The 20,754-nt window shown below is 71.5% G+C and carries 18 protein-coding genes and 1 tRNA gene; 16 read left to right on the top strand and 3 right to left on the bottom strand.

What is annotated here, in order from left to right; translation table 11 throughout:
- Positions 1–36: 36 nt before the first annotated feature.
- Together ACTJKO_RS09195 and ACTJKO_RS09190 are read left to right on the top strand one after the other, a co-directional pair.
- Positions 37–195 (top strand): hypothetical protein, encoded by a 159-nt coding sequence (locus ACTJKO_RS09195; RefSeq protein ID WP_022907077.1) that lies wholly within the window; start codon positions 37–39, stop codon positions 193–195.
- Positions 192–653, top strand: a complete 462-nt coding sequence (locus ACTJKO_RS09190; protein WP_440687907.1) for a RidA family protein — start codon at positions 192–194, stop codon at positions 651–653. Before ACTJKO_RS09195 ends, ACTJKO_RS09190 begins: the two co-directional genes overlap by 4 nt.
- Before the next feature lie 83 nt (positions 654–736).
- On the opposite strand, the gene acs is transcribed toward ACTJKO_RS09190, so the two are convergent.
- Positions 737–2,701: an acetate--CoA ligase gene (gene acs / locus ACTJKO_RS09185; RefSeq protein WP_440687905.1), complete on the bottom strand. Its 1,965-nt coding sequence runs from the start codon at positions 2,699–2,701 to the stop codon at positions 737–739.
- Between the two features lie 552 nt (positions 2,702–3,253).
- Here acs and ACTJKO_RS09180 point away from each other — a divergent pair.
- From ACTJKO_RS09180 to ACTJKO_RS09115, 14 genes are all read left to right on the top strand, one after another.
- Complete coding sequence (locus tag ACTJKO_RS09180; protein WP_440687903.1) at positions 3,254–4,252, top strand: TadA family conjugal transfer-associated ATPase; 999 nt, start codon at positions 3,254–3,256, stop codon at positions 4,250–4,252.
- On the top strand, positions 4,249–5,148 hold the full coding sequence (locus tag ACTJKO_RS09175) for a type II secretion system F family protein (RefSeq protein WP_440687901.1): 900 nt from the start codon (positions 4,249–4,251) through the stop codon (positions 5,146–5,148). The genes ACTJKO_RS09180 and ACTJKO_RS09175 overlap by 4 nt, the downstream gene beginning before the upstream one ends.
- Positions 5,149–5,232: 84 nt before the next feature.
- Positions 5,233–5,439 carry a DUF4244 domain-containing protein gene (locus ACTJKO_RS09170; RefSeq protein WP_440687899.1) on the top strand — a complete coding sequence of 69 codons (207 nt, stop codon included), beginning with the start codon at positions 5,233–5,235 and terminating at the stop codon, positions 5,437–5,439.
- 52 nt (positions 5,440–5,491) lie between these two features.
- Positions 5,492–5,797 carry a TadE family type IV pilus minor pilin gene (locus ACTJKO_RS09165; protein WP_440687897.1) on the top strand — a complete coding sequence of 102 codons (306 nt, stop codon included), beginning with the start codon at positions 5,492–5,494 and terminating at the stop codon, positions 5,795–5,797.
- A 440-nt stretch (positions 5,798–6,237) separates the two neighbouring features.
- Entirely contained in the window at positions 6,238–9,042 is a 2,805-nt protein-coding gene (gene topA / locus ACTJKO_RS09160; RefSeq protein WP_440688016.1) for a type I DNA topoisomerase, read from the top strand.
- Positions 9,039–9,674 (top strand): dTMP kinase, encoded by a 636-nt coding sequence (gene tmk, locus ACTJKO_RS09155; RefSeq protein ID WP_440687895.1) that lies wholly within the window; start codon positions 9,039–9,041, stop codon positions 9,672–9,674. Before topA ends, tmk begins: the two co-directional genes overlap by 4 nt.
- 25 nt (positions 9,675–9,699) lie before the next feature.
- Entirely contained in the window at positions 9,700–10,842 is a 1,143-nt protein-coding gene (locus ACTJKO_RS09150) for a DNA polymerase III subunit delta' (protein ID WP_440687893.1), read from the top strand.
- Between the two features lie 229 nt (positions 10,843–11,071).
- Positions 11,072–11,701 (top strand): TetR/AcrR family transcriptional regulator, encoded by a 630-nt coding sequence (locus tag ACTJKO_RS09145; protein WP_440687891.1) that lies wholly within the window; start codon positions 11,072–11,074, stop codon positions 11,699–11,701.
- A 44-nt stretch (positions 11,702–11,745) separates the two neighbouring features.
- Positions 11,746–11,818 (top strand) — tRNA-Thr (locus ACTJKO_RS09140).
- Positions 11,819–12,105: 287 nt separating this feature from the next.
- Positions 12,106–13,686: a peptidoglycan DD-metalloendopeptidase family protein gene (locus ACTJKO_RS09135; protein ID WP_440687889.1), complete on the top strand. Its 1,581-nt coding sequence runs from the start codon at positions 12,106–12,108 to the stop codon at positions 13,684–13,686.
- 135 nt (positions 13,687–13,821) lie between these two features.
- Positions 13,822–14,802: a Gfo/Idh/MocA family protein gene (locus ACTJKO_RS09130; RefSeq protein ID WP_440687887.1), complete on the top strand. Its 981-nt coding sequence runs from the start codon at positions 13,822–13,824 to the stop codon at positions 14,800–14,802.
- 66 nt (positions 14,803–14,868) lie between these two features.
- On the top strand, positions 14,869–16,362 hold the full coding sequence (gene dacB / locus ACTJKO_RS09125; RefSeq protein WP_440687885.1) for a D-alanyl-D-alanine carboxypeptidase/D-alanyl-D-alanine endopeptidase: 1,494 nt from the start codon (positions 14,869–14,871) through the stop codon (positions 16,360–16,362).
- Between the two features lie 24 nt (positions 16,363–16,386).
- The gene (locus ACTJKO_RS09120; protein WP_440687883.1) at positions 16,387–17,007 is read left to right on the top strand and encodes an isochorismatase family protein; all 621 of its coding nucleotides are present in this window, start codon (positions 16,387–16,389) and stop codon (positions 17,005–17,007) included.
- Positions 17,004–18,509 carry an NAD-dependent succinate-semialdehyde dehydrogenase gene (locus tag ACTJKO_RS09115; protein WP_440687881.1) on the top strand — a complete coding sequence of 502 codons (1,506 nt, stop codon included), beginning with the start codon at positions 17,004–17,006 and terminating at the stop codon, positions 18,507–18,509. The genes ACTJKO_RS09120 and ACTJKO_RS09115 overlap by 4 nt, the downstream gene beginning before the upstream one ends.
- Positions 18,510–18,519: 10 nt before the next feature.
- On the opposite strand, the gene ACTJKO_RS09110 is transcribed toward ACTJKO_RS09115, so the two are convergent.
- Positions 18,520–20,343 carry an ABC transporter ATP-binding protein gene (locus tag ACTJKO_RS09110; protein WP_440687879.1) on the bottom strand — a complete coding sequence of 608 codons (1,824 nt, stop codon included), beginning with the start codon at positions 20,341–20,343 and terminating at the stop codon, positions 18,520–18,522.
- Positions 20,344–20,350: 7 nt separating this feature from the next.
- A complete protein-coding gene (locus tag ACTJKO_RS09105) occupies positions 20,351–20,566 on the bottom strand; it encodes a hypothetical protein (RefSeq protein ID WP_022907338.1) in 216 nt (71 codons plus the stop codon).
- Positions 20,567–20,754: the final 188 nt, after the last annotated feature.

The following is a 20,754-nucleotide window of genomic DNA, read 5'->3' as shown; positions in this document are numbered from 1 at the left end:
ACGACACCGCCGACTGAAAGGCTGGCAAGGATCTCCATGACCCGCTGGGAATACCTCACGACCCCGTTGATCATCCACAACACGACCGCCATCCTCAACAACTTCGGGGACGAGGGCTGGGAGCTGGTCCAGGTCGTCACCGGACCGGAGGGCGGTCTCGTCGCGTACCTCAAGCGCCCGAAGGCGGACGCGTGAGCGTCGCGGACCGGCTCGCGGAGCTCGGGCTGACGATCCCGTCGGTCGCAGCTCCGGTCGCGGCCTACGTGCCCGCCGTCGTCACGGGCAAGCACGTCCACACCGCCGGCCAGCTGCCGTTCGTGGACGGCGTGCTGTCCGTCACCGGCAAGGTGGGCGCCGACGTCGACGCCGAGACCGCGACGGCCGAGGCGCGCACGGCCGCGCTGAACGCCCTCGCCGCCGTGCAGTCGGTCGCGGGTTCGCTCGAGCGGGTCGCCCGCGTCGTCAAGGTGACGGTGTTCGTGGCGTCCGACCCGTCCTTCACCGGGCAGCCGGCCGTTGCGAACGGCGCGTCCACGCTCGTCGGCGAGGTCTTCGGCGACGCCGGCGTCCACGCGCGGAGCGCGGTGGGCGTCGCCGTGCTCCCGCTGGACGCGCCGGTCGAGGTGGAGTTGGTGGTGGAGCTCACCGACTGACGGTCCGTCAGCGGAGTACGACACGCGAGCCGCGCCTCCCGTCCGGAACGTACTGACGGGAGGCGCGGCTCGTTCCGTGCGGACTACATGAGTTCCGCGATGGTCGCCATGATCGTCGGGTCGGCCAGCGTCGTCGTGTCGCCGATGCGGCGGCCCTCGGCCGCGTCGCGGAGCAGACGCCGCATGATCTTGCCCGACCGAGTCTTCGGCAGCTCCGGGACGATGACGACCTGCCGTGGCTTCGCGATCGCGCCGATGCGGGTGCCGACCCAGTTGCGGAGCTCCGTCGCGGTCGCCTCGCGGTCGACCCCGTCCGCAGCCTCCGCCGTCAGGATCACGAACGCGACCACCGCCTGGCCCGTCGTCTCGTCCGCGGCGCCGACGACGGCGGCCTCCGCGACGCCCTCGTGCCCGACGAGTGCGGACTCGATCTCCGCGGTCGACAGCCGGTGCCCCGAGACGTTCATCACGTCGTCGACCCGACCCTGCACCCAGATGTCACCCTGCCCGTCGAGCCGCGCACCGTCACCGGCGAAGTACCGCCCGGGGAACCGCGACCAGTACGTCTCGACGAACCGGTCCGGGTCGCCCCAGATCCCGCGGGCCATCGACGGCCACGGTTCGCTGATGGTGAGGTAGCCGCTCTCACCGGGCTCGGCGCGGTTGCCGTCCTCGTCCACGATCTCGGCGACGATGCCGGGGAGCGGGGTCTGCGCGGCGCCCGGCTTGAGCTTCGTGACGCCGGGCAGGGCCGAGATCATGATCGCGCCGGTCTCGGTCTGCCACCACGTGTCGACGATCGGCGTCCGGTCGTGCCCGATGACCTGCCGGTACCACTGCCAGGCCTCGGGGTTGATCGGCTCACCGACGCTGCCGAGCAGACGGAGCGTCTCGAGGCTGCGGGCCTCGGGGATCTCGCGCCCGGCCTTCATCGCGGCTCGGACCGCGGTGGGTGCGGTGTAGAGCACCGTCACGCCGTACGCGTCGACGAGGTCCCACCAACGGCCGGGCTTCGGCTCGTCGGGCGTCCCCTCGTAGAGCACCTGCGTCACGCCGTTCGCGAGCGGGCCGTAGACGACGTAGGAGTGCCCGGTGATCCAGCCGATGTCGGCGGTGCACCAGTAGACGTCCTTCTCGGGGTGCATGTCGAACACGTTCTTGTGCGTGTAGGCCGCCTGCGTGAGGTACCCGCCGGACGTGTGCACGATGCCCTTCGGCTTCCCTGTCGTGCCCGAGGTGTAGAGGATGAACAGCGGGTTCTCGGCCGGGAACGCCTCGGCGGTGTGCTCGGGATCGGCCTTCGCGAACTCGTCGTGCCACCAGAGGTCCCGGTCGTTCCAGGCGATCTCGTTCCCGCCGCGCTTGACGACGACCACGTGCTCGACGCTGTCGGTGCCCTCGCCCTCGAGCGCCTCGTCGACCGCGGGCTTGAGCGGGGACACGGCGCCGCGGCGCCACCCGCCGTCCGCGGTGACGACGAGCTTCGCGCCGGCGTCCTCGATCCGGGCGCGCAGGCTCTCGGCGCTGAACCCGCCGAACACCACCGAGTGCACCGCGCCGATGCGTGCGACCGCCAGCATGGTGACGACGGCCTCCGGGATGAGCGGGAGGTAGACCACCACGCGGTCCCCGGGCCCGACCCCGAGCGAGGTGAGCATGTTCGCTGCGCGCTGGACGTCGGCGGTGAGCTCCGCGTAGGTGATCCGACGGGTGTCGCCCGGTGCGCCCTCGAAGTGGATTGCGACCCGGTCGCCGTTGCCGGCCCGGACGTGCCGGTCGAGGCAGTTCTCCGCGACGTTGAGCGTGCCGTCGGCGAACCACTTCGCGAACGGTGCGCCGGACCAGTCGAGGGTCTGCGTGAAGGGGGTCCGCCAGTCGAGCAGGCTGCGTGCCTGCTCGGCCCAGAACGCTTCCCGATCGGCGGCCGCGGCCTCGTGGAGGTCCTCGGTGGCGACCGCGTCCGCGACGAACTCCGGTGGTGGCGGGAACGTCACGCCGTCGTCGTGAGCTCCGTCGTGACGGGGGTCGGTCTGGGTCGGAACGGACATCGATGTCCTCTCGCTTCGTTGCGGCAGGGGTGCAATCGGAGACTACCCCGGGGGCGCGGAGGACGCGGCGCGCCCGGAACTCGTGTCGGGGGTTGTCCGGAACGGCCGATCATGGGGTACAGTAGATCCCGCTGGACTCGTTTCCGGCGGCAACGGTTCGGATTCCCCCCAATCCACCGATGTCAAGGCGGCACCTGTTCCCCCCAACTGGTGCCGCCTCTTCTTTTTCCCCGGGCGGCCGCGGGTGGCACGAGCAGGACGCGACGGTCTTCGTGGCCGCCGATCCGCACGGGCATGCCGAAGCATGGACAGACCTGTCCATGCTCGTGCATCGAACCGCAGTTCACCGGGCTGTGTTGCTGTTGCGTTCGCCAACCTCCGGTCGTCCCGGTCTCCTCGTCGGATCCGCCCTGCGGGGAGTGGACACTGACTGGGGTACGGCTTTCCGGTTCGGGGTACAAAACAGTTCATTGGTCCGCTGCTGCCGCCCCTGTCCACGGCATCGCCGAACGCCGTCCCCCGCCCGGCCTCCGTTCCCTACTGTCCGGTGCCATGCACCGACACCGCGCCGCCACGCCCTTCCTGCCCGGAGCGTCCCGACCGAGCAGACGGCGGGCAGTGGCCGCCGCCGAGTTCGAGGAACTCGCCGCACTGGTCGGAGACGCCGCCGTGACCGACGTCCTCGTCATCGGGGACCGCGGCACGTGGATCGACCGCGGGACCGGGCTCGAACGCGTCGCGCTCGACCTGCCGGAACGACGCGTCCGGGGACTCGCGACCGAACTCGTCGCACACGGCGGACGGCACGTCGACGAGTCCACGCCGTGCGCCGACGTCCGGCACGGCGACGGCATCCGTGTGCACGTCGTCCTCGCACCCGTCTCGGTCAGCGGGACGTCGGTGTCGATCCGGCTCCCCGCACCGGACGTGCCGACCCTCGCCGCGCTCGAGGCACTCGGCGCCTTCACCCGTGTCCCGCGGGCCGTGGTCGAGCACGCCGTCGAGGAGCGGCGGAACGTCCTCGTCACCGGCGCGACCGGGAGCGGCAAGACCACGATGCTCGCCGCGATGCTCGGCGCTGTCCCGCGGGACGAACGGATCGTCACGGTCGAGGACGTCGCCGAACTCCGGGTCGACCATCCCCACGTGGTCGCGCTCGAGGCACGACAGGCGAACGCCGAGGGAGCGGGCGCGCTCGGACTCGACCGACTCCTCCGGGAAGCGCTCCGCATGCGCCCGGACCGGATCGTCGTCGGGGAGTGTCGCGGCGCCGAGGTGCGTGAACTGCTCTCCGCGCTCAACACCGGCCACGACGGCGGCGCCGGCACCGTCCACGCCAACGGCATCGCCGACGTGCCCGCGCGGCTCGAAGCACTCGGAGCGCTGGCAGGCCTCGGTGCCGAGGCGTTGGCCCGGCAGGCGGTCAGCGCGTTCGACCTGGTGCTGCACGTCGAACGGCGGTCCGGACGACGACGTCTCGGTGCAGTCGGCGGCCTGGGCGTCGGCCCGGACGGGAGGCTCGTCGTCCGCCCCGTCGAACGGGTGCGGTGACGCGGACGGACGGGGAACGCCGTGGTCGGTTCCCCCGGCGACCCGGCCGGCCGTCGGAGGAGGCCGCCGCCGCTGCTCGGACCCTTGACCGGGTCGCGACGCTCGTCGCCGCCGGCGTTCCCCCGCCCCGGGCCTGGGCCCTCGCCGGTGGGTTTCCCCGGGGGGTCGATGCCGCGTTGCAGGACGTCGCCGTCGTGATCCGTGTCGCCGAGCGGACGGGAGCCCCGTCGGCCGCCACGCTCCGGGCACTCGCCTCGGCCCTGCGGCGTTCGGCGGCGTCCGACCGAGCGGTGCGGGTGGCACTGGCGGGCCCGCGTGCCAGCGCACGCGTCGTCCTGGCGCTCCCGGTGCTCGGGCTCGCCCTCGGGTCGGCGTGGGGTGCCGGTGCCGTGCACGTGCTCGTCGGGACGCCGGTCGGGTGGGCGTGCTGCCTGCTCGCCGCCGTCCTGGTCGGGGCAGGACGAGCGTGGACGGCGCGGCTCGTCCGGGCAGCCACACCGGACGGCCACGTGCCGGGCATCCTGCTCGACGCGTGGGCAGTGGCCGTGTCCGGCGGCGGATCGTGGACCGCTGCCGGTGCTGCCGTGCGCGCGGCGTTCGCGGAGGCGGCCACGACCGAGCCGGAACGGGACCCACGCCAGCGGTCGGAGGACGCCCACCTCCGCGAGGTCCTCGGGCTCGCACGGCGAGCCGGGGTGCCGGCGGCGGCCCTGCTGCACGCTGCCGCGGAGGACGTACGGGACGAGGCGGCCGCCCTCGGCCTCGCCGCTGCCGAGCGGCTGGCCGTCCGGCTGGTCCTGCCCCTCGGTGTGTGCGTCCTGCCCGCGTTCGTCCTCGTCGGCGTCGTGCCGGTCGTGGTCGGTGTCCTCTCCTCCACAGTCGTCGAGGTGCTGTGACGCCTCCACCGATCCGCCGACCGCGCCGTACCGGGCGTTGCGGGGAAAGGAGGCTGGGTCCACCGCAGAAGGAAGGACGAACCCATGACCGACACACCCGCCACCCAGCGACGACGCCTCGTGACCCGACTCCGCCGACGACTGCAGGACGACCGGGGCTCGGCCACCGCCGAGTACGCCGTCGTCATCCTCGCCGCGGTCGCGTTCGCCGGGGTGCTCGTCGCGGTGATGCGCTCCGGTGAGGTCCAGAGCATCCTCACGGAACTGGTCCGTGGTGCGCTCTCGCTCTAGGTCCCGGGCCGGGGGAGACGCCGTCGCGCCGCCCACGGGGGAACGCGGCACCGTGAGCGTCGAGTTCGCGGTCGTGCTCCCCGTCGTCGCACTCGTCCTGACCACGCTCGTCGCCGCCGTGCTCGTGGTGGACGGCCTCGGCCGACTCCAGCTGGCCGCGGCCACCGCGGCACGTGCGCTCGGGCGCGGCGACGACGACGCAGGGCGGAGCGCGGTCGACCGGCTCGCACCCGGGGCCGCCGTCTCCGTTCGGCGTGGCGGCGACGTCGTGTGCGTCGAGACCTCGCGCGGCGGTGTCGGCCCCTTCTCCGCCGTCCCGCTCCGTGCCACCGGGTGCGCGGCGGAGCAGGGCCGGTGAACGAGCGCGGGTCGGCGACCGTCCTCGTGACGGTGGCCGTCGGTGTCGCCCTCCTCGTGGGGACGTCGGCGCTCGCCGCGGCGGGGGTGCGCGTCGCGACGGTCCGCGCCCAGTCCGCTGCGGACGCCTCCGCGGTCGCCGCAGCAGCAGCCGTCGTCGGACTGCTCTCGGGGGAGCCGTGTGCGGTCGCCGCCCGCGTCGCGCGCGCCAACGCCGCGTCGATCGGCACCTGCCACACCGCCGCGTCGATCGCGCGCGTCCGGGTCGTCGTCGGCGGCGGACCGTTCGCCGTCGGCGCATCCGCAGTCGCCGGACCCGCGGACGACCAGCCCGAACACTATGTGTATGGTGTGCCTGTCGGCCCCCGGTCACCGGTGCCCCGGTCGACCCGGACGCGCTCGTCGTCCAGGGCCGACGCGCACCATCGATCAAGGAGACACGTGCCAGGCACGAAGAAGCTCGTCATCGTCGAGAGCCCCGCGAAGGCGAAGACGATCGCGCAATACCTCGGCGACGGATACGAGGTCCAGGCGTCCGTCGGACACATCCGTGACCTCGTCGAGCCCAAGAACCTGCCCGCGGAGCTCAAGAAGGGCTCCCTCGGCAAGTTCTCGGTGGACGTCGACAACGGCTTCGAGCCCTACTACGTCGTCTCCGACGCGAAGAAGAAGACGGTTGCCGAGCTCAAGCGGGCGCTCAAGGAAGCCGACGAGCTCTACCTCGCAACCGATGAAGACCGCGAAGGCGAGGCCATCGCGTGGCACCTCCTGCAGGTCCTCAAGCCCAAGGTGCCCGTCAAGCGGATGGTGTTCCACGAGATCACGAAGGAAGCGATCCAGCGCGCGCAGGAAGCCACCCGCGAGCTCGACACCGCCCTCGTCGACGCGCAGGAGACCCGTCGCATCCTGGACCGCCTCTACGGCTACGAGGTCTCGCCGGTCCTCTGGCGCAAGGTCGGGCCCGGCCTGTCCGCCGGCCGGGTGCAGTCCGCCGCGACCCGCCTGGTCGTCGACCGCGAACGCGAGCGGCTCGCCTTCGTCTCCGCGAACTACTGGGACCTCAGCGCCCGCTTCGAGAAGGAGGGTGACGCCGCCTTCACGGCCCGGCTCGCCCGTGTGCAGGGGACCCGCGTCGCCTCGGGACGCGACTTCGACGACCGCGGCACGCTGAAGGGCGACGCCGTCCGGCTCGACGAGGCCGCGGCCGCCGCCCTGACGACCGTGCTCGAGCGTGCCGGTAACGCCACCGTGCGCAGCGTCGAGTCAAAGCCGTACACGCGTCGCCCCGCCGCGCCGTTCACGACCTCGACGATGCAGCAGGAGGCGGCCCGGAAGCTCCGCCTCTCGCCGCGCCAGACCGCCCGCGCAGCACAGACCCTGTACGAGAACGGCTACATCACCTACATCCGTACCGACTCGGTCAACCTGTCGAAGCAGGCGATCGACGCGGCCCGGAAGCAGGCGGCCGACCTCTACGGCGCCGAGACGGTGCCGGACAAGCCGAGGGTCTACGCCAGCAAGAGCAAGAACGCGCAGGAAGCGCACGAGGCGATCCGTCCCGCTGGTGACACCTTCCGCACGCCGGCGCAGCTCGAGGGCACCCTCACCGGCGTCGAGTGGCGGCTCTACGACCTCATCTGGAAGCGCACGATCGCGTCCCAGATGGCGGACGCCAAGGGATCCACGGCGTCGATCGTCCTCGGCATCACCTCGGACGAGCAGGTCGCCGGCATCGCGTCGACGGCGAACGGCACCGATGCCGAGTTCACGGCGTCCGGCACCGTCATCACCTTCCGCGGGTTCCTCAACGCCTACGAGGAAGGCCGCGACGAGGACCGACACGAGTCCTCCGACCGGTCGGGCACGGACGTCGCGCTCCCCGACGTGAAGGAAGGCGAGCACCTCGGTGTCGAAGACGTCGTCGCCAAGGGACACGACACGACGCCTCCGCCGCGGTACACCGAGGCGAGCCTGATCAAGACGCTCGAAGACCTCGACATCGGGCGCCCGTCGACCTTCCCGACGATCAGTCCGACGATCATCGACCGCGGCTACGTCTCGCTGCGCGGCACCCAGCTCGTCCCGAACTGGATCGCGTTCAGCGTGGTCCGGTTGCTCGAGGACTACTTCGGTGACCTCGTGCAGTACCAGTTCACGGCCGACATGGAAGCCGACCTCGACCGGATCGCCAACGGCGACGCTGACCGGGTCGACTGGCTCAAGGAGTTCTACTTCGGCGGCGGTGACCAGCGCGGCCTCCGCACGGTCATCGACAACCTCGGTGAGATCGACGCCCGTGAGATCAACTCGGTCGAGCTCGCCCCGGGTCTGACCCTGCGCATCGGTCGGTACGGTCCGTACATCGAGGTGCCCGGTGACGACCCGGAGAAGCCCCGACGCGTCAACGTCCCCGAGGACCTCGCACCCGACGAGCTCACCGCCGAGAAGGCGCGCGAGTTGGTGGACGCGCCGGTGCTCGGCGACCGCGTCGTCGGCATCAACCCGGAGACCGGCAAGGAGGTGCTCGCGAAGGACGGTCGGTTCGGGCCCTACGTGACCGAGCGCACGCCGGAGCCCGAGCCGGAGGTCGACCCTGCGACGGGCGAGGTGCTCGACACCTCGGCAGCACCGGCGGCCGGCGCCGGGACGACCACGGCTGCCGGCACGGCCACGGCTGCCGACACGACGACCGCCAAGAAGGCGCCGGCGAAGAAGACGACGAAGAAGGCAGCAGCGCCCAAGGAACGCACGGCCTCGCTCTTCAAGTCGATGGACCCGCAGACGATCGACCTCGAGACCGCGCTGAAGCTGCTCGACCTCCCGCGGACCGTCGGTACCGACCCCGAGTCCGGCGAACCCATCACGGCGCAGAACGGCCGGTACGGTCCCTACCTCAAGAAGGGGACCGACACCCGGACCCTCCCGAGCGAGGACGCGATCTTCGACATCGACCTCCCGGGCGCGCTCGAGCTGTTCGCCCAGCCCAAGTACGGCGGGCGCCGGGCAGCGAGTGCAGCGCTCAAGGAGTTCGACGCGGACCCGGTGTCCGGCAAGCCGATCAAGATGAAGGACGGCCGGTTCGGCCCGTACGTCACGGACGGCGAGACGAACGCGACGATCCCGCGCGGCGAGGACATCGAGGCGGTCGACCACGCCCGGGCCGTGCAGCTCATCGCGGACAAGCGTGCCAAGGGTCCGGTGAAGAAGAAGACCGCGGCGCGGAAGCCGGCGGCCAAGAAGAAGTGAGCGGCCGGTTCATCACGCTCGAGGGCGGTGACGGCGCGGGCAAGACCACGCAGGCGCAGCTGCTGACGGCGTGGCTCGAGGAGCACGGCCGGACCGTGGTCCGCACCCGTGAACCCGGTGGGACCGACCTCGGCGTCCGGATCCGCGAGATCGTGCTCCACGAGCGCGGCCACGTGGCACCGCGTGCCGAGGCCCTCCTCTACGCTGCCGACCGCGCCCACCACGTGGAGACGCTGGTGCGCCCGGCGATCGCCCGCGGCGACGTCGTGCTGCAGGACCGCTACATCGACTCGTCGGTCGCTTACCAGGGCGTCGCGCGCGGCCTCGGCGCGGAGCACATCCGCGAGGTGTCCGAGTGGGCCTCCGACGGTCTGGCGCCCGACCTCACGATCCTGCTCGACCTCGACGTGACGGTCGGGCGGTCCCGGGTCGCCGCTGCCCGCGGTGACACCTTCGACCGGCTCGAGTCCGAGGCCGAGGCGTTCCACGAGACCGTCCGGCAGGCCTTCCTGGACATGGCGGCAGCGGAGCCCGATCGGTTCCTGGTCGTCGACGCGGAGGCGCCCGCCGACGAGGTACAGCAGGTCATCCGGGCGGCCGTCGGTCCCCTCGTCGGGATCGATGAGGGATGACGGTGGTCACTGGCAGGATGATCCCGTGAGCGTGTGGGACGGCCTGACCGGGCAAGAAGAAGCGGTCGCCTCCCTGCGGAACGCGGCCGAGGGGCCCGACGGCACGGGTGGCATGACCCACTCCTGGCTCATCACCGGACCACCCGGTTCCGGCCGGTCGAACGTCGCTGCGGCGTTCGCGGCCGCCCTCGTCGGCAACGGCCCCGACGACGACCACACCCTGCAGCAGATCGTCGCGAAGACCCACCCCGACGTGTCGGTGCTCACGACGCAGCGGGTCATCATCACGATCGACGAGATCCGGCAGCTCGTGACGTCGTCGCACTACTCGCCGTCGGTCGGTCGCTACCGGGTCGTCATCATCGAGGACGCCGACCGCATGACCGAACGGACGTCCAACCTGCTCCTCAAGGCGCTCGAGGAACCGCCCGAGCGCACCGTGTGGATCCTCTGCGCGCCGAGCGAAGCCGATCTGCTGCCGACGATCCGCTCACGGGTTCGCTCGGTCCGGCTCCGGGTACCGGGGATCGAGTCCGTCGCCGACCTCATCGTCGCGCGCACCGGTGTCGACCGGGCGCTCGCGATGGACGCTGCCCGGCAGGCGCAGAGCCACATCGGCATGGCCCAGCGTCTCGCCACGAGTGAGGACGCCCGTGCCCGTCGGCGTCGGACCCTCACGACGGTGCTCGGCGTCCGGACGGTGGGCGACGCCGTGATGGCCGCGGCGGAGCTGTTGGCCGTGGCCGACGAGGACGCCAAGGCGATCACCGAGCAGCGTGACGCCGAGGAACGCGACGCGGCGCTCCGTTCCCTCGGTGTCGAACCCGGCGGGACGATCCCACCCGCACTGCGTTCGCAGCTCCGCGCGCTCGAGGAGGACCAGAAGCGGCGCGCGACCCGGAGCCTCCGGGACGGGTTGGACCGCATCCTGGTCGACGTCTCGTCGCTCTACCGTGACCTCCTGCTGCTCGGTCTCGGCGCTCCGGCCGAACCGGTGAACCTCGCGATGCGCGAGCACCTCGACCGGGCGCTCCAGTCGGTGACGCCGGCAGCGGCGCTCGAGGTCCTCGACGCCGTCGCCCTCGCACGCCAGCGCATCGCCGCGAACGTCGCGGCGCTCCTCGCGCTCGAGGCGCTGCTCGTCACGGTGGCCCGCGCGAGCCGCTGAGCACCCTGCAGCGCGGGAGCGACGGCCGCCAACAGCCGGCCGGCCGCCGACCGAGCGAGCGAGCCGCTGCCGCGACGCCACCACGACGCGGACTGGAGGCGCGGTGCCTGCCCGGACCGCGCCTCCAGTCTGTGCGCGGGTACGACCCCGACGATGCTGAGCGAGACGCACGCTGCGAGACATGACAGCGAGTGGCGTGCCGCACGGCAGCGCATGGGACAATCGCCGCATGCCCGACGCCGAACCCGGCCTGCGCGAGCGGAAGCGCCGTGCCACCCGACTGGCCATCCAGCAGGCCGCGCTCCGCATCGCGATCGAGGACGGCCTCGCGGCGGTGACGGTGGACGAGATCTCGCGTCGCGCCGACGTCTCCCCGCGGACGTTCTTCAACTACTTCCCGAACAAGGAAGGTGCGCTCCTCGGGGACGACCCGACGCTGCCGGACGACGCCCTCCTGTCGGACTTCCGGGACGGGGGGCCCACGGGGGACCTGCTCGGGGACCTGGGCGCGCTGCTCGTGCACTCGACGCGGGAGCTCATCGAAGAGCGCGGGTTGATCGAGGAACGCCAGCAGGTGCTCCGCGCGGCACCGGAGCTGTTCAGTCGGCGGATGGAGTCGATGAAGGAGTTCCAGGCCGCGATCGAGCGTGCGGTGGTGGAACGGCTCGAGCGGGCGGGCGGAGACCTCGTCGGGGAAGCCCTTCGTCGGCGGGCGCGGCTGGCGTCGCTCGTCGCCCTCGCGGCACTCCGCCACGCGTGGTGGGAGTGGTCGGACGGTGACGCCGACACGCACCTGGTCGACGAGTTGGAGCGGTCGTTCGCCGACCTCGACGCGCTCGTTTCGCGTTCGCTCGCGTGAACCTGTATAGTTGTGACCCGTGCCGCTCCGGCAACGGAGCGTCCGCCGCCTTAGCTCAGTCGGCAGAGCGATTCACTCGTAATGAATAGGTCGTCGGTTCGATTCCGACAGGCGGCTCCGAAGAAAAGCCCCGTTCAAACGGACTCCAGCTCCTGTTGATCGGGGCTTTTTCGTTGCCGCGGTCGTGTGCGGAGATCGGCCTCTCGGCCGGCGGCAGACCGCTTCGCCGGTGACACGCGTGAGCATTCCCGGCGATCTTGTACCCCCGCCGGTGGGGCGTTTCGTCGACGCTCGTTGTGGGGCCTCGTCGCGATCCTGTGTGTATCGATAGGTTTCCGGAGGAGGCGGGCGGGCGCCGAGGGGCGGTGCCCCCCCCCCCCCGACGGCCTCCAGGGGAGAGATCGATGAGCAAGCGCAAGAACACCGGGAGATGGCTCGCCGTCTCCACAGCCGTCGCCGCCATGTTCGGCGGCGTGGTGGTTGCGGCACCCGCCGGTGCAGCAACGGGGGACATGATCGTGCCCGTGTCGGGCACGGTCACCGGCAACCTCGTCCAGGGTCACTGCATCGACGGTTCGGCCCACTCCGGCTTCGACATCGCGGCCAACTCGGGGACGGCGATCGAAGCAGCAGCGAAGGGCACGGTCGTCGACGTCCGCCAGTCCAGCAGCACGGAGGGGTACGGCACCCAGGTCGTGATCGACCACGGGGCAGGTTACACGTCCCGCTACGGGCACATGATCGTCAACTCGCCGACGGTGAACGTCGGACAGGTCGTGTCGAAGGGGCAGGTCATCGGAAAGGTGGGCAGCACCGGTCACTCCACCGGTCCTCACCTCCACTTCGAGGTCATCATCAAGGGAGTCGCGCAGTCGGGCCCGAGCTCGTACTTCGCGTGCGGTGCCAAGGTCACGCAGGGCACGCCGATCGCCTGGTCCTTCCCCGGCTTCCCGACCGAGCAGCGCACCCGCCAGAACAAGGCGAACAAGCGGTACCCCAGCGGACCGATCGGGTACAACTCCTCGATGAACGAAGAGGTCTTCGCGATCGGCTCCGGCGGGAACGTCGTCAACAACTTCTCGACGCCCGGAAAGGGAGGCGGGTGGAACGGCTGGGGTGATCTCGGCGGCAGCTCGAACACGAAGATCACGGTCGGCACCAACGCCGAGGGCAACGAGGAGGTCTTCGCCATCGGCGGCGGTGGCGCGATCTTCCACAAGTGGTTCGACCCTGCGAAGGGGTGGACGGCTTGGAGCTCGCTCGGTGGATCGAACTTCACCGACATGGCGCTCAGCTACAACCTCGAGGGGAACGAGGTCTTGTACGCCATCGGAGGCGGCGGTCAGATGTACCAGACCTGGTACGACCCATCGAAGGGCTGGGTCGGCTGGGGGAGCCTCGGCGGCAGCAACTTCACCGACGTGACCACCGGGTACAACAAGAACGGCGAGCCCGAGATCTTCGCCATCGGTGCCGGCGGGACGATGTACCACACCTGGTTCACCAAGGGCTCCGGCTGGAACTCCTGGTCCTCGATGGGCGGTTCCGCCTTCACCGAGGTGACGCTCGGCTACAACGCGGCCGGTAACGAGGAACTGTTCGCGATCGGTGGCGGCGGTGTCATGTACCACGCCTGGTTCGACCCCTCCAGCGGCTGGAAGGGATGGGACAGCCTCGGCGGGACCAACTTCACCGACGTCGCTGTGGGCTACAACGCCTCGGGCAACACCGACGTGATCGCGATCGGTGGTGGCGGCGCGCTCTTCCACGCCTGGTACGACCCGTCGAACGGGTGGAACGGCTGGTCCGGCCTCGGAGGTTCCGGCTTCCAGGACGTCGCCGTGGGGTACAACGACCAGGACAACGAAGAGGTGTTCGCGATCGGGAGCAACGGGCAGCTCTACCACACCTACTCCACCCCGGGTCAGGGCACCGGATGGAGCGGCCTCTACTCGATGGGCGGCTCCGGGCTGCGCTGGGAGTGAGGCGCATCGAGGCAGCGGCGCCCCCGGCCATGACGATGCCGAGGTGATCTGACGGAGGCCCCGAGACCCGCTGGGTCTCGGGGCTCCGCGTCGGTGGCGTGNCGTGCCGTCCGCACCCCCTGGTAGACAGGACCCATGACGGTTCGCTGGGGAGTCATCGGCACAGGCGGCATCGCACGCTCCTTCGTGGCGGACTGCACCGCCGCCGGCGTCGAGTTCGTGGCGGTCGGCAGCCGCACCGCGGCGCATGCCGAGTCGTTCGCGGCCGAGTTCGACATCCCGCGCGCACACGGTTCCTACGAGGACCTCGTCGCCGACGACGGTGTCGACGCGGTCTACGTCGCCACCCCGCACTCCCGCCACGCCGAGGACGCACTGCTCGCGATCGAGGCGGGCAAGCACGTGCTGGTCGAGAAGGCGTTCACGATCACCGCCGACGAGGCCCGTCGGGTCGTCGACGCCGCCCGCCGCGCCGACGTCGCCGTGATGGAGGCGATGTGGACGCGGTTCCTCCCGCAGATGGCGATGATCCGTGAGGTGATCGCCGAGGGGCGCATCGGACGGCCCCGGGTCGTCGAGGCGACGCACCACCAGGCGCTGCCCTCCGACCCGTCGCACCGGCTGAACGACCCCGCGCTCGGCGGGGGAGCGCTGCTCGACCTCGGTGTCTACCCGGTGTCGTTCGCGGTCGACGTGCTGGGGGTGCCGACGGACGTGGTCGCGGCGGGGACCCTGAGCGAGCAGGGCGTCGACACGCAGATGGGCCTGGTGCTCACCCACGAGGGCGGGGCGCAGTCGGTGCTGCACTTCGGACTCGACCTCCGTAGCCCGAACACGGCGTCGGTGATCGGTGAGGTCGGCCGCATCGACATCGACTCGACCTGGTACACCCCGACGACGTGGCGGCTGCGCGACCGGGACGGCGCCGTGGTCGAGGAGTTCGACGGCCGCGAGGAACTCACCGGGTACGCGCACGAAGTCCGCGCCTTCGAGTCGATGGTGGTGTCCGGCACGCATGAGGGCGGGCCGATGGACCCCGAGGAGACCGTCGCGATCATGGCGCTCATGGACGAGGCCCGTCGCCAGGTCGGGGTCCGGTACCCGGCGGACGGCTGAGATCGGCCCGAGCAGATCGGGTCGGGGCCTGGAGGCTCCTCCCGCAGTTCCGTAGGATCGTTCGCGATGTCCGACCAGCAGCCAGCACCGCGCTCCGTCGCCGACCGCCTCCGCGACGCCCGAACCGCCGTCCGCGCGTCCGTCGCGCGCCGTCCGGTCCCGTGGATCGCCGGCGGCCTCGCGGCCGTGCTCGTGCTCGGTTCCGGCGGGGCGGTGGCCGTCGCGGCGGCGACGACGCCGGCACCGACCTCCACGGCCGCCGCGAGTGCACCCGCCGCGGCCCCGGGCGGGCCCAGCGCGACGGCGGCCGCGCCGACGCCCACCCCGACGCCGAGCGGCCGCGCCGTCCCCGAGGACGTCGCCGGCCCGTCCGCCCTGCGGACGTGCACGATCTCGGGCGCGGCCTCGGCGAGCGGTCTCGGTGCCTTCGAGGGCTACGTGATGAACGCGAAGACCGGTCAGGTGCTGTTCTCCCGCAACGGCGACAAGGCGGCGCAGACCGGCAGCGTGATGAAGACGCTGACGACGGCGACCGCGCTGGCCGTGCTCGGGGGCGACCACCGCATCCCCACCACCGTGACGAGGGAGTCCGGCGGCGCCATCGCGCTCGTCGGGCACGGCGACGCCACCCTCTCCGCGGGCGGCGCCACGGTGTACCCGGGGGCGCCGACGCTGGCGCAGCTCGCCCAGCAGGTGAAGGCGAAGCTCGGCAGCACCCCGGTGACGACGATCGTCACGGACGACACGTACTGGAACGACGCCGACGCCTGGGACCCGACCTGGCCGGTGAGCGAGCGGACGATCGGCTACCAGCCCGAGGTCACGGCGCTCATGGTCGACGGGGACCGAGCGAACCCCGGGGCTGCCACCTCGCCGCGCTCGACCGACCCGGTCGGCCGGGCCGGAGCGCTGTTCCGCACCGCCCTCGCGAACGCCGGGGTCGCTGGTGCCGCGAACGCGCAGATCGTGAAGCGGGCCACGACGAGCACGGACACGATCGCCACCGTGTCCTCGCAGCCGGTGTCGACGCTCATCGGGCAGATGATCCCCAACTCGGACAACACCCTCGCCGAGATGCTCGCACGCGTGTCGTCGAAGGAGTCCGGTGCGAACGGCTCCGCCGCGTCGCTGACCTCCGTCTACCAGACCGCGCTCAAGTCCTACGGGGTCGACCCGTCGGGCATCGTCATCAAGGACGGCTCGGGCGAGAGCGCCGCCAACGCCGTGTCGCCGAACTTCGTCGCCCACCTCATGGTGCAGGTCGCCGCGGGGGTGAAGGGGCTCGGCACGCTCGCCTCCGCGCTGCCGGTCGCTGGACAGTCGGGCACCCTCGCGAGTCGGTTCACCGGGGCGAACGCGGTCGCGCGCGGGAAGGTGCACGCGAAGACCGGCTGGATCGACAGCGCGAACACGCTCGGCGGGTACATCGACGCCGCCGACGGCACGCGGTTGACGTTCGCGTTCTACGCCATCGGGTCGTCGCGGGCCGCCGCGCTGCCCGCGCTCGACGCCGTGACCGCTGCCACCTACTCCTGCGGGAGCAAGCTCAGCGGCTCGTAGCCCTGCCGGGTGTTGGATGGGTGCATGTCCCGGGCACTCCTCGTCGTCGACGTCCAGAACGACTTCACCGAGGGCGGCGCCCTGGGTGTCACGGGCGGTTCGGCGCTCGCACGGCGCATCACCGCCTTCCTCGGCCGGCACGCCGACGAGTACGACCTCATCGTCGCCTCTCGTGACTGGCACCACGGCGACGACGACAACGGCGGCCACTTCGCCGGCCCCGAGGGCCCGGACTACGAGACCACCTGGCCCGTCCACTGCGTCGCCGGCAGCCCGGGTGCGGAGTACCACCCCGACCTCGACACGGAGCCCGTCGACGTGCACGTGTACAAGGGCCAGGGCACACCGGACTACTCGGCGTTCCAGGCCCGTACGGAGGAGGGCCGGACGCTCCCCGACGTGCTGGCCGAGCACCGCGTCGTGACGATCGACATCGTCGGGATCGCGACCGACCACTGCGTGCGTGCGACGGCGCTCGACGCCCGCGCCGCCGGCTTCGACGTGGCGGTGTACGACGACCTCGTCACGGGTGTCGATCCGGGGCGGAGCGCGCGGGCACTCGAGGAGATCCGGACGGTCGGCGGGCACGTCGACCACAGCGACATGGACGAGGGGTTGGCGAACCCCGGAGGAGCAGTACTGTGACCACCACGACCCCCACCGGACCGACCACCACCGTCGCGGACGAGAACCTCTCGGTCCACGGCGTCCCCACCGGCGTGTTCATCGGCGGCGCCTGGCGTGCGGCCTCCGGTGGCGCGACGTTCCCGGTGCGGGACCCGTCGACGGGTGAGGTCCTCGCCGAGGTCGCCGACGGAACGCCCGAGGACGGCATCGCGGCGCTGGACGCGGCCGTGGCGGCGCAGGACGCGTGGGCGGCGACCGCGCCGCGGGAGCGGTCGGACATCCTCCGCCGCGCGTTCGAGCTGGTCCGCGAGCACGAGGACGACCTGGCGGCGCTCATGACGCTCGAGATGGGGAAGCCCCTGGCCGAAGCGCGCGGCGAGGTCGTGTACGGCGGCGAGTTCCTGCGCTGGTTCTCCGAGGAGGCCGTGCGCATCGGTGGCGACTACCGCACCAACCCGGAGGGCACCGGCCGCGCCATCGTGCTCAAGCGCCCGGTCGGACCGGTGTACGCGATCACGCCGTGGAACTTCCCGCTCGCGATGGCGACCCGGAAGATCGGCCCCGCCCTCGCCGCCGGGTGCACGGTGGTCGTGAAGCCGGCCGAGCTCACCCCGCTGACGACGCTGTTCCTCGTGGAGCTGTTCCGCCGTGCCGGGCTCCCGGACGGCGTGCTCAACGTCGTGCCCTCCCTCGACGCGAAGGGCCTGTCCGAGCCCATCATCGCCGACCGCCGACTCCGGAAGCTGACCTTCACGGGGTCGACCCCCGTCGGTTCGGCGCTCCTCAAGCAGGCGGCGGACAACGTCCTCAGGACGAGCATGGAGCTCGGCGGGAACGCCCCGCTGCTCGTGTTCGACGACGCCGACCTCGACACCGCGGTGAGCGCCGCGATGCAGGCGAAGTTCCGCAACGTCGGTGAGGCGTGCACGGCCGCGAACCGGTTCTTCGTGCAGGAGGGCATCGCCGACGCCTTCACAGCCGCGCTCACGGCGAAGGTGGACGCGCTGCGCATCGGCCGGGGGAGTGAGGACGGCGCGACGCTGGGGCCGCTCATCGACGACCGGGCCGTGGACAAGGCCGCTCGGCTCGTCGACGACGCCGTCTCCCGCGGCGCGCGCCTCGTCACCGGTGGCCAGCGGGTCGACCGGCCGGGCACCTACTACGCGCCGACGGTCCTCGACGGCGTGCAGCCGGGTTCGGACATCCTCACGACCGAGATCTTCGGACCCGTGGTGTCGATCACCCGGTTCACCACCGAGGAGGAGGGCATCCGGCTCGCCAACGACACCGAGTTCGGGCTCATCGCGTACGCCTACACCTCGGACTTCACGCGCGGGCAGCGGCTGGCGGAGCGGCTCGAGACGGGGATGCTCGGCCTCAACACGGGCGTCGTCTCGAACGCGGCGTTCCCGTTCGGCGGCGTGAAGGCGTCAGGGCTCGGGCGCGAGGGCTCGCACGAGGGCATCGAGGAGTACCTCGAGACGGTCTACGTGCTGACGCCGGACCCGTTCGCCGCCTGAGGGGCGTCCGTCACACCAGGAGCTGGTGCTTCGCGAGGTCCCGGTAGAGCGGCGTCGACTCGACGAGCTCGGAGTGGGTCCCGACGCCGACGACCCGTCCGTGCTCGAGCACGACGATCACGTCGGAGTCGACCACGGTGGACAGTCGGTGCGCGATGACGAGCAGGGTGCGGTCCTCGGCGACGGCGTCGATCGCGAGCCGCATCTTCTGCTCGTTGACACCGTCGAGTGACGAGGTCGACTCGTCGAGCAGCAGGATCGGGGGAGCGGCGAGCAACGCCCGGGCGATCGCCAGACGCTGACGTTCCCCACCGGAGAGCATGACGCCGTCCTCGCCGACCTGCGCGTCGAGGCCGCGCGGGTCGCGGTGCAGCACCTCACCGAGGTTCACCGCCTCGAGGACGCGGACGCAGTCCTCCTCGGTGGCGTCGGGTGAACCGAGCAGCAGGTTCGCCCGGATCGTGCCGGCCAGCACCGGTGCGTCCTGCTCGACGTACCCGATCTGGGCGCGGAGCTCGGCACGGTCGAGTCCGCGTACGTCGACGCCGCCGAGCCGGATCACGCCGTCGGTGGGGTCGTAGAAGCGTTCGATGAGGGCCAGGGTCGTCGACTTGCCCGCACCCGAGGGGCCGACGAGCGCCACGCGGGCACCGCGGGGGACGCGGAAGGAGACGTCGTGCAGCACCGTCTGGTCGGGGTCGCGCTCGCTCGTGTGGTCCGCCGCCACCGCGCCGTCTGCTCCGGACGCGTCCGCGGTGCCGCGGTACCGGAACGACACGTGTTCGAAGGTGATGGCGTCGTCCGTCTCGACCGCCGCCGCGACCCGGACCGCGGCGTCGTCCTGCGCTTCGGTCGGGAGGTGCAGGATCTCCTCGATCCGGCCGAGCGCTCCGAGGGCCTGCGCGACGGCGACCGCGGCACCCATGGCCTGACCGAGCGGCATGATCATCATGAAGAGCAGCAGGATGAACGTGATGAGCGTGGCGATCGTGATCGTCCCCGCGGCCACCTGGGCGCCGCCCACGCCGAGCACCGCGATGAACGCGACCTGCATCACGATGCTCGCCACGGGCACGACGAACGCGGACATCTTGGCGATGTCGAGGCCGCGCCGGTACGCCTCCGTCGCGTGGTCGTCGACTTCGCGCACCTCACGTTCGGTCGCGCCGGCGGCCCGGATCGTCCGGACCGCGCCGATGCCGCGCTCGACGGCCGCGGTGAGGTCGCCCACCTTCTCCTGCGCGCGCTTCGACGCGACGCGGATGCGCCGGCTCAGGCCGCCGACCACGACGATCGCGATGAGGACGATGAACACCGTGATGCCCAGGAGGAGCGGATCGATGATCGCCATCGCGACGACCGCGCCGATGAACGTCAGTGCGCCGCCGATCGACTCGATGAGGCCTTGCGTGAGGACCGCACGGAGGAGTGTCGTGTCGCTGCCGACCCGGGAGACGAGGTCACCCGTGCGACGGGTGTCGAACTCGGAGATCGGGAGGTTCAGGATGCGCGCGATCAGCTTGCGCCGGGTGGAGAGCACGACGCCCTCTCCGGCGCGCTGGAGCAGGAAGTGCTGGATGCCGTTGAGCAGCCCGGAGACGATCACGAGCGCGACGAGGATCCACACCAGCGTGCTGAGGGTGTTGCCGTGCTGTACCGCCGTGACGACCTGGTTCACGAGCAGTGGCTGGGCGAGTGAGGCACCGGCACCGAGGACGCTCAGCACGATGATGACGACCATCGCGGGCTTGTTCTCGAACAGGTAGCTCAGCAGCCGGCCGAAGCTGGCGCGAGGTCCGTCGGTCTTCTTGGGTCGCGCGAAGGGGGAGCTCATCGTGTTCCTAGTTTCTGCCGTACTTCTTGTGCACTGCCTGTCGGCTGACGCCGAGCAGCGTCGCGATCTCCTGCCAGGACGCGCCGGCGTTGCGGGCGCGTCGAGCGGCGAGTTCCTCGGTGCGGTCGAGCTCACGACGCAGCTCGCGCACGCTGGCGAGGGCGGAGAACGGGTCGTCTCCGGCTGCACCCGCCGCGAGGCTCGTGATGGTCGGCCGGTCCATGACTGTCAACCTACATTGACGGTCCGACACTGTCAACCTGAGTTGACGCGATGGCGCGGGGCGACTCGGAACGACGATGTCGCCGTCGTACGACAGCGAGGATGTCGTTCGGCATCGGCCCCGGCGGCGTCGACCCGGCGGCGGTGGCAGCGCGCGCAGACGGACGGGAGGCGCGGTGCCAGCTGGCA

The sequence above is a fragment of the Curtobacterium sp. 22159 genome, assembly GCF_052045775.1.
Taxonomy (GTDB): domain Bacteria; phylum Actinomycetota; class Actinomycetes; order Actinomycetales; family Microbacteriaceae; genus Curtobacterium.
The sequence above is the reverse complement of the archived record's forward strand: the minus strand, read 5'-3'. Positions and strand labels throughout refer to the sequence as shown.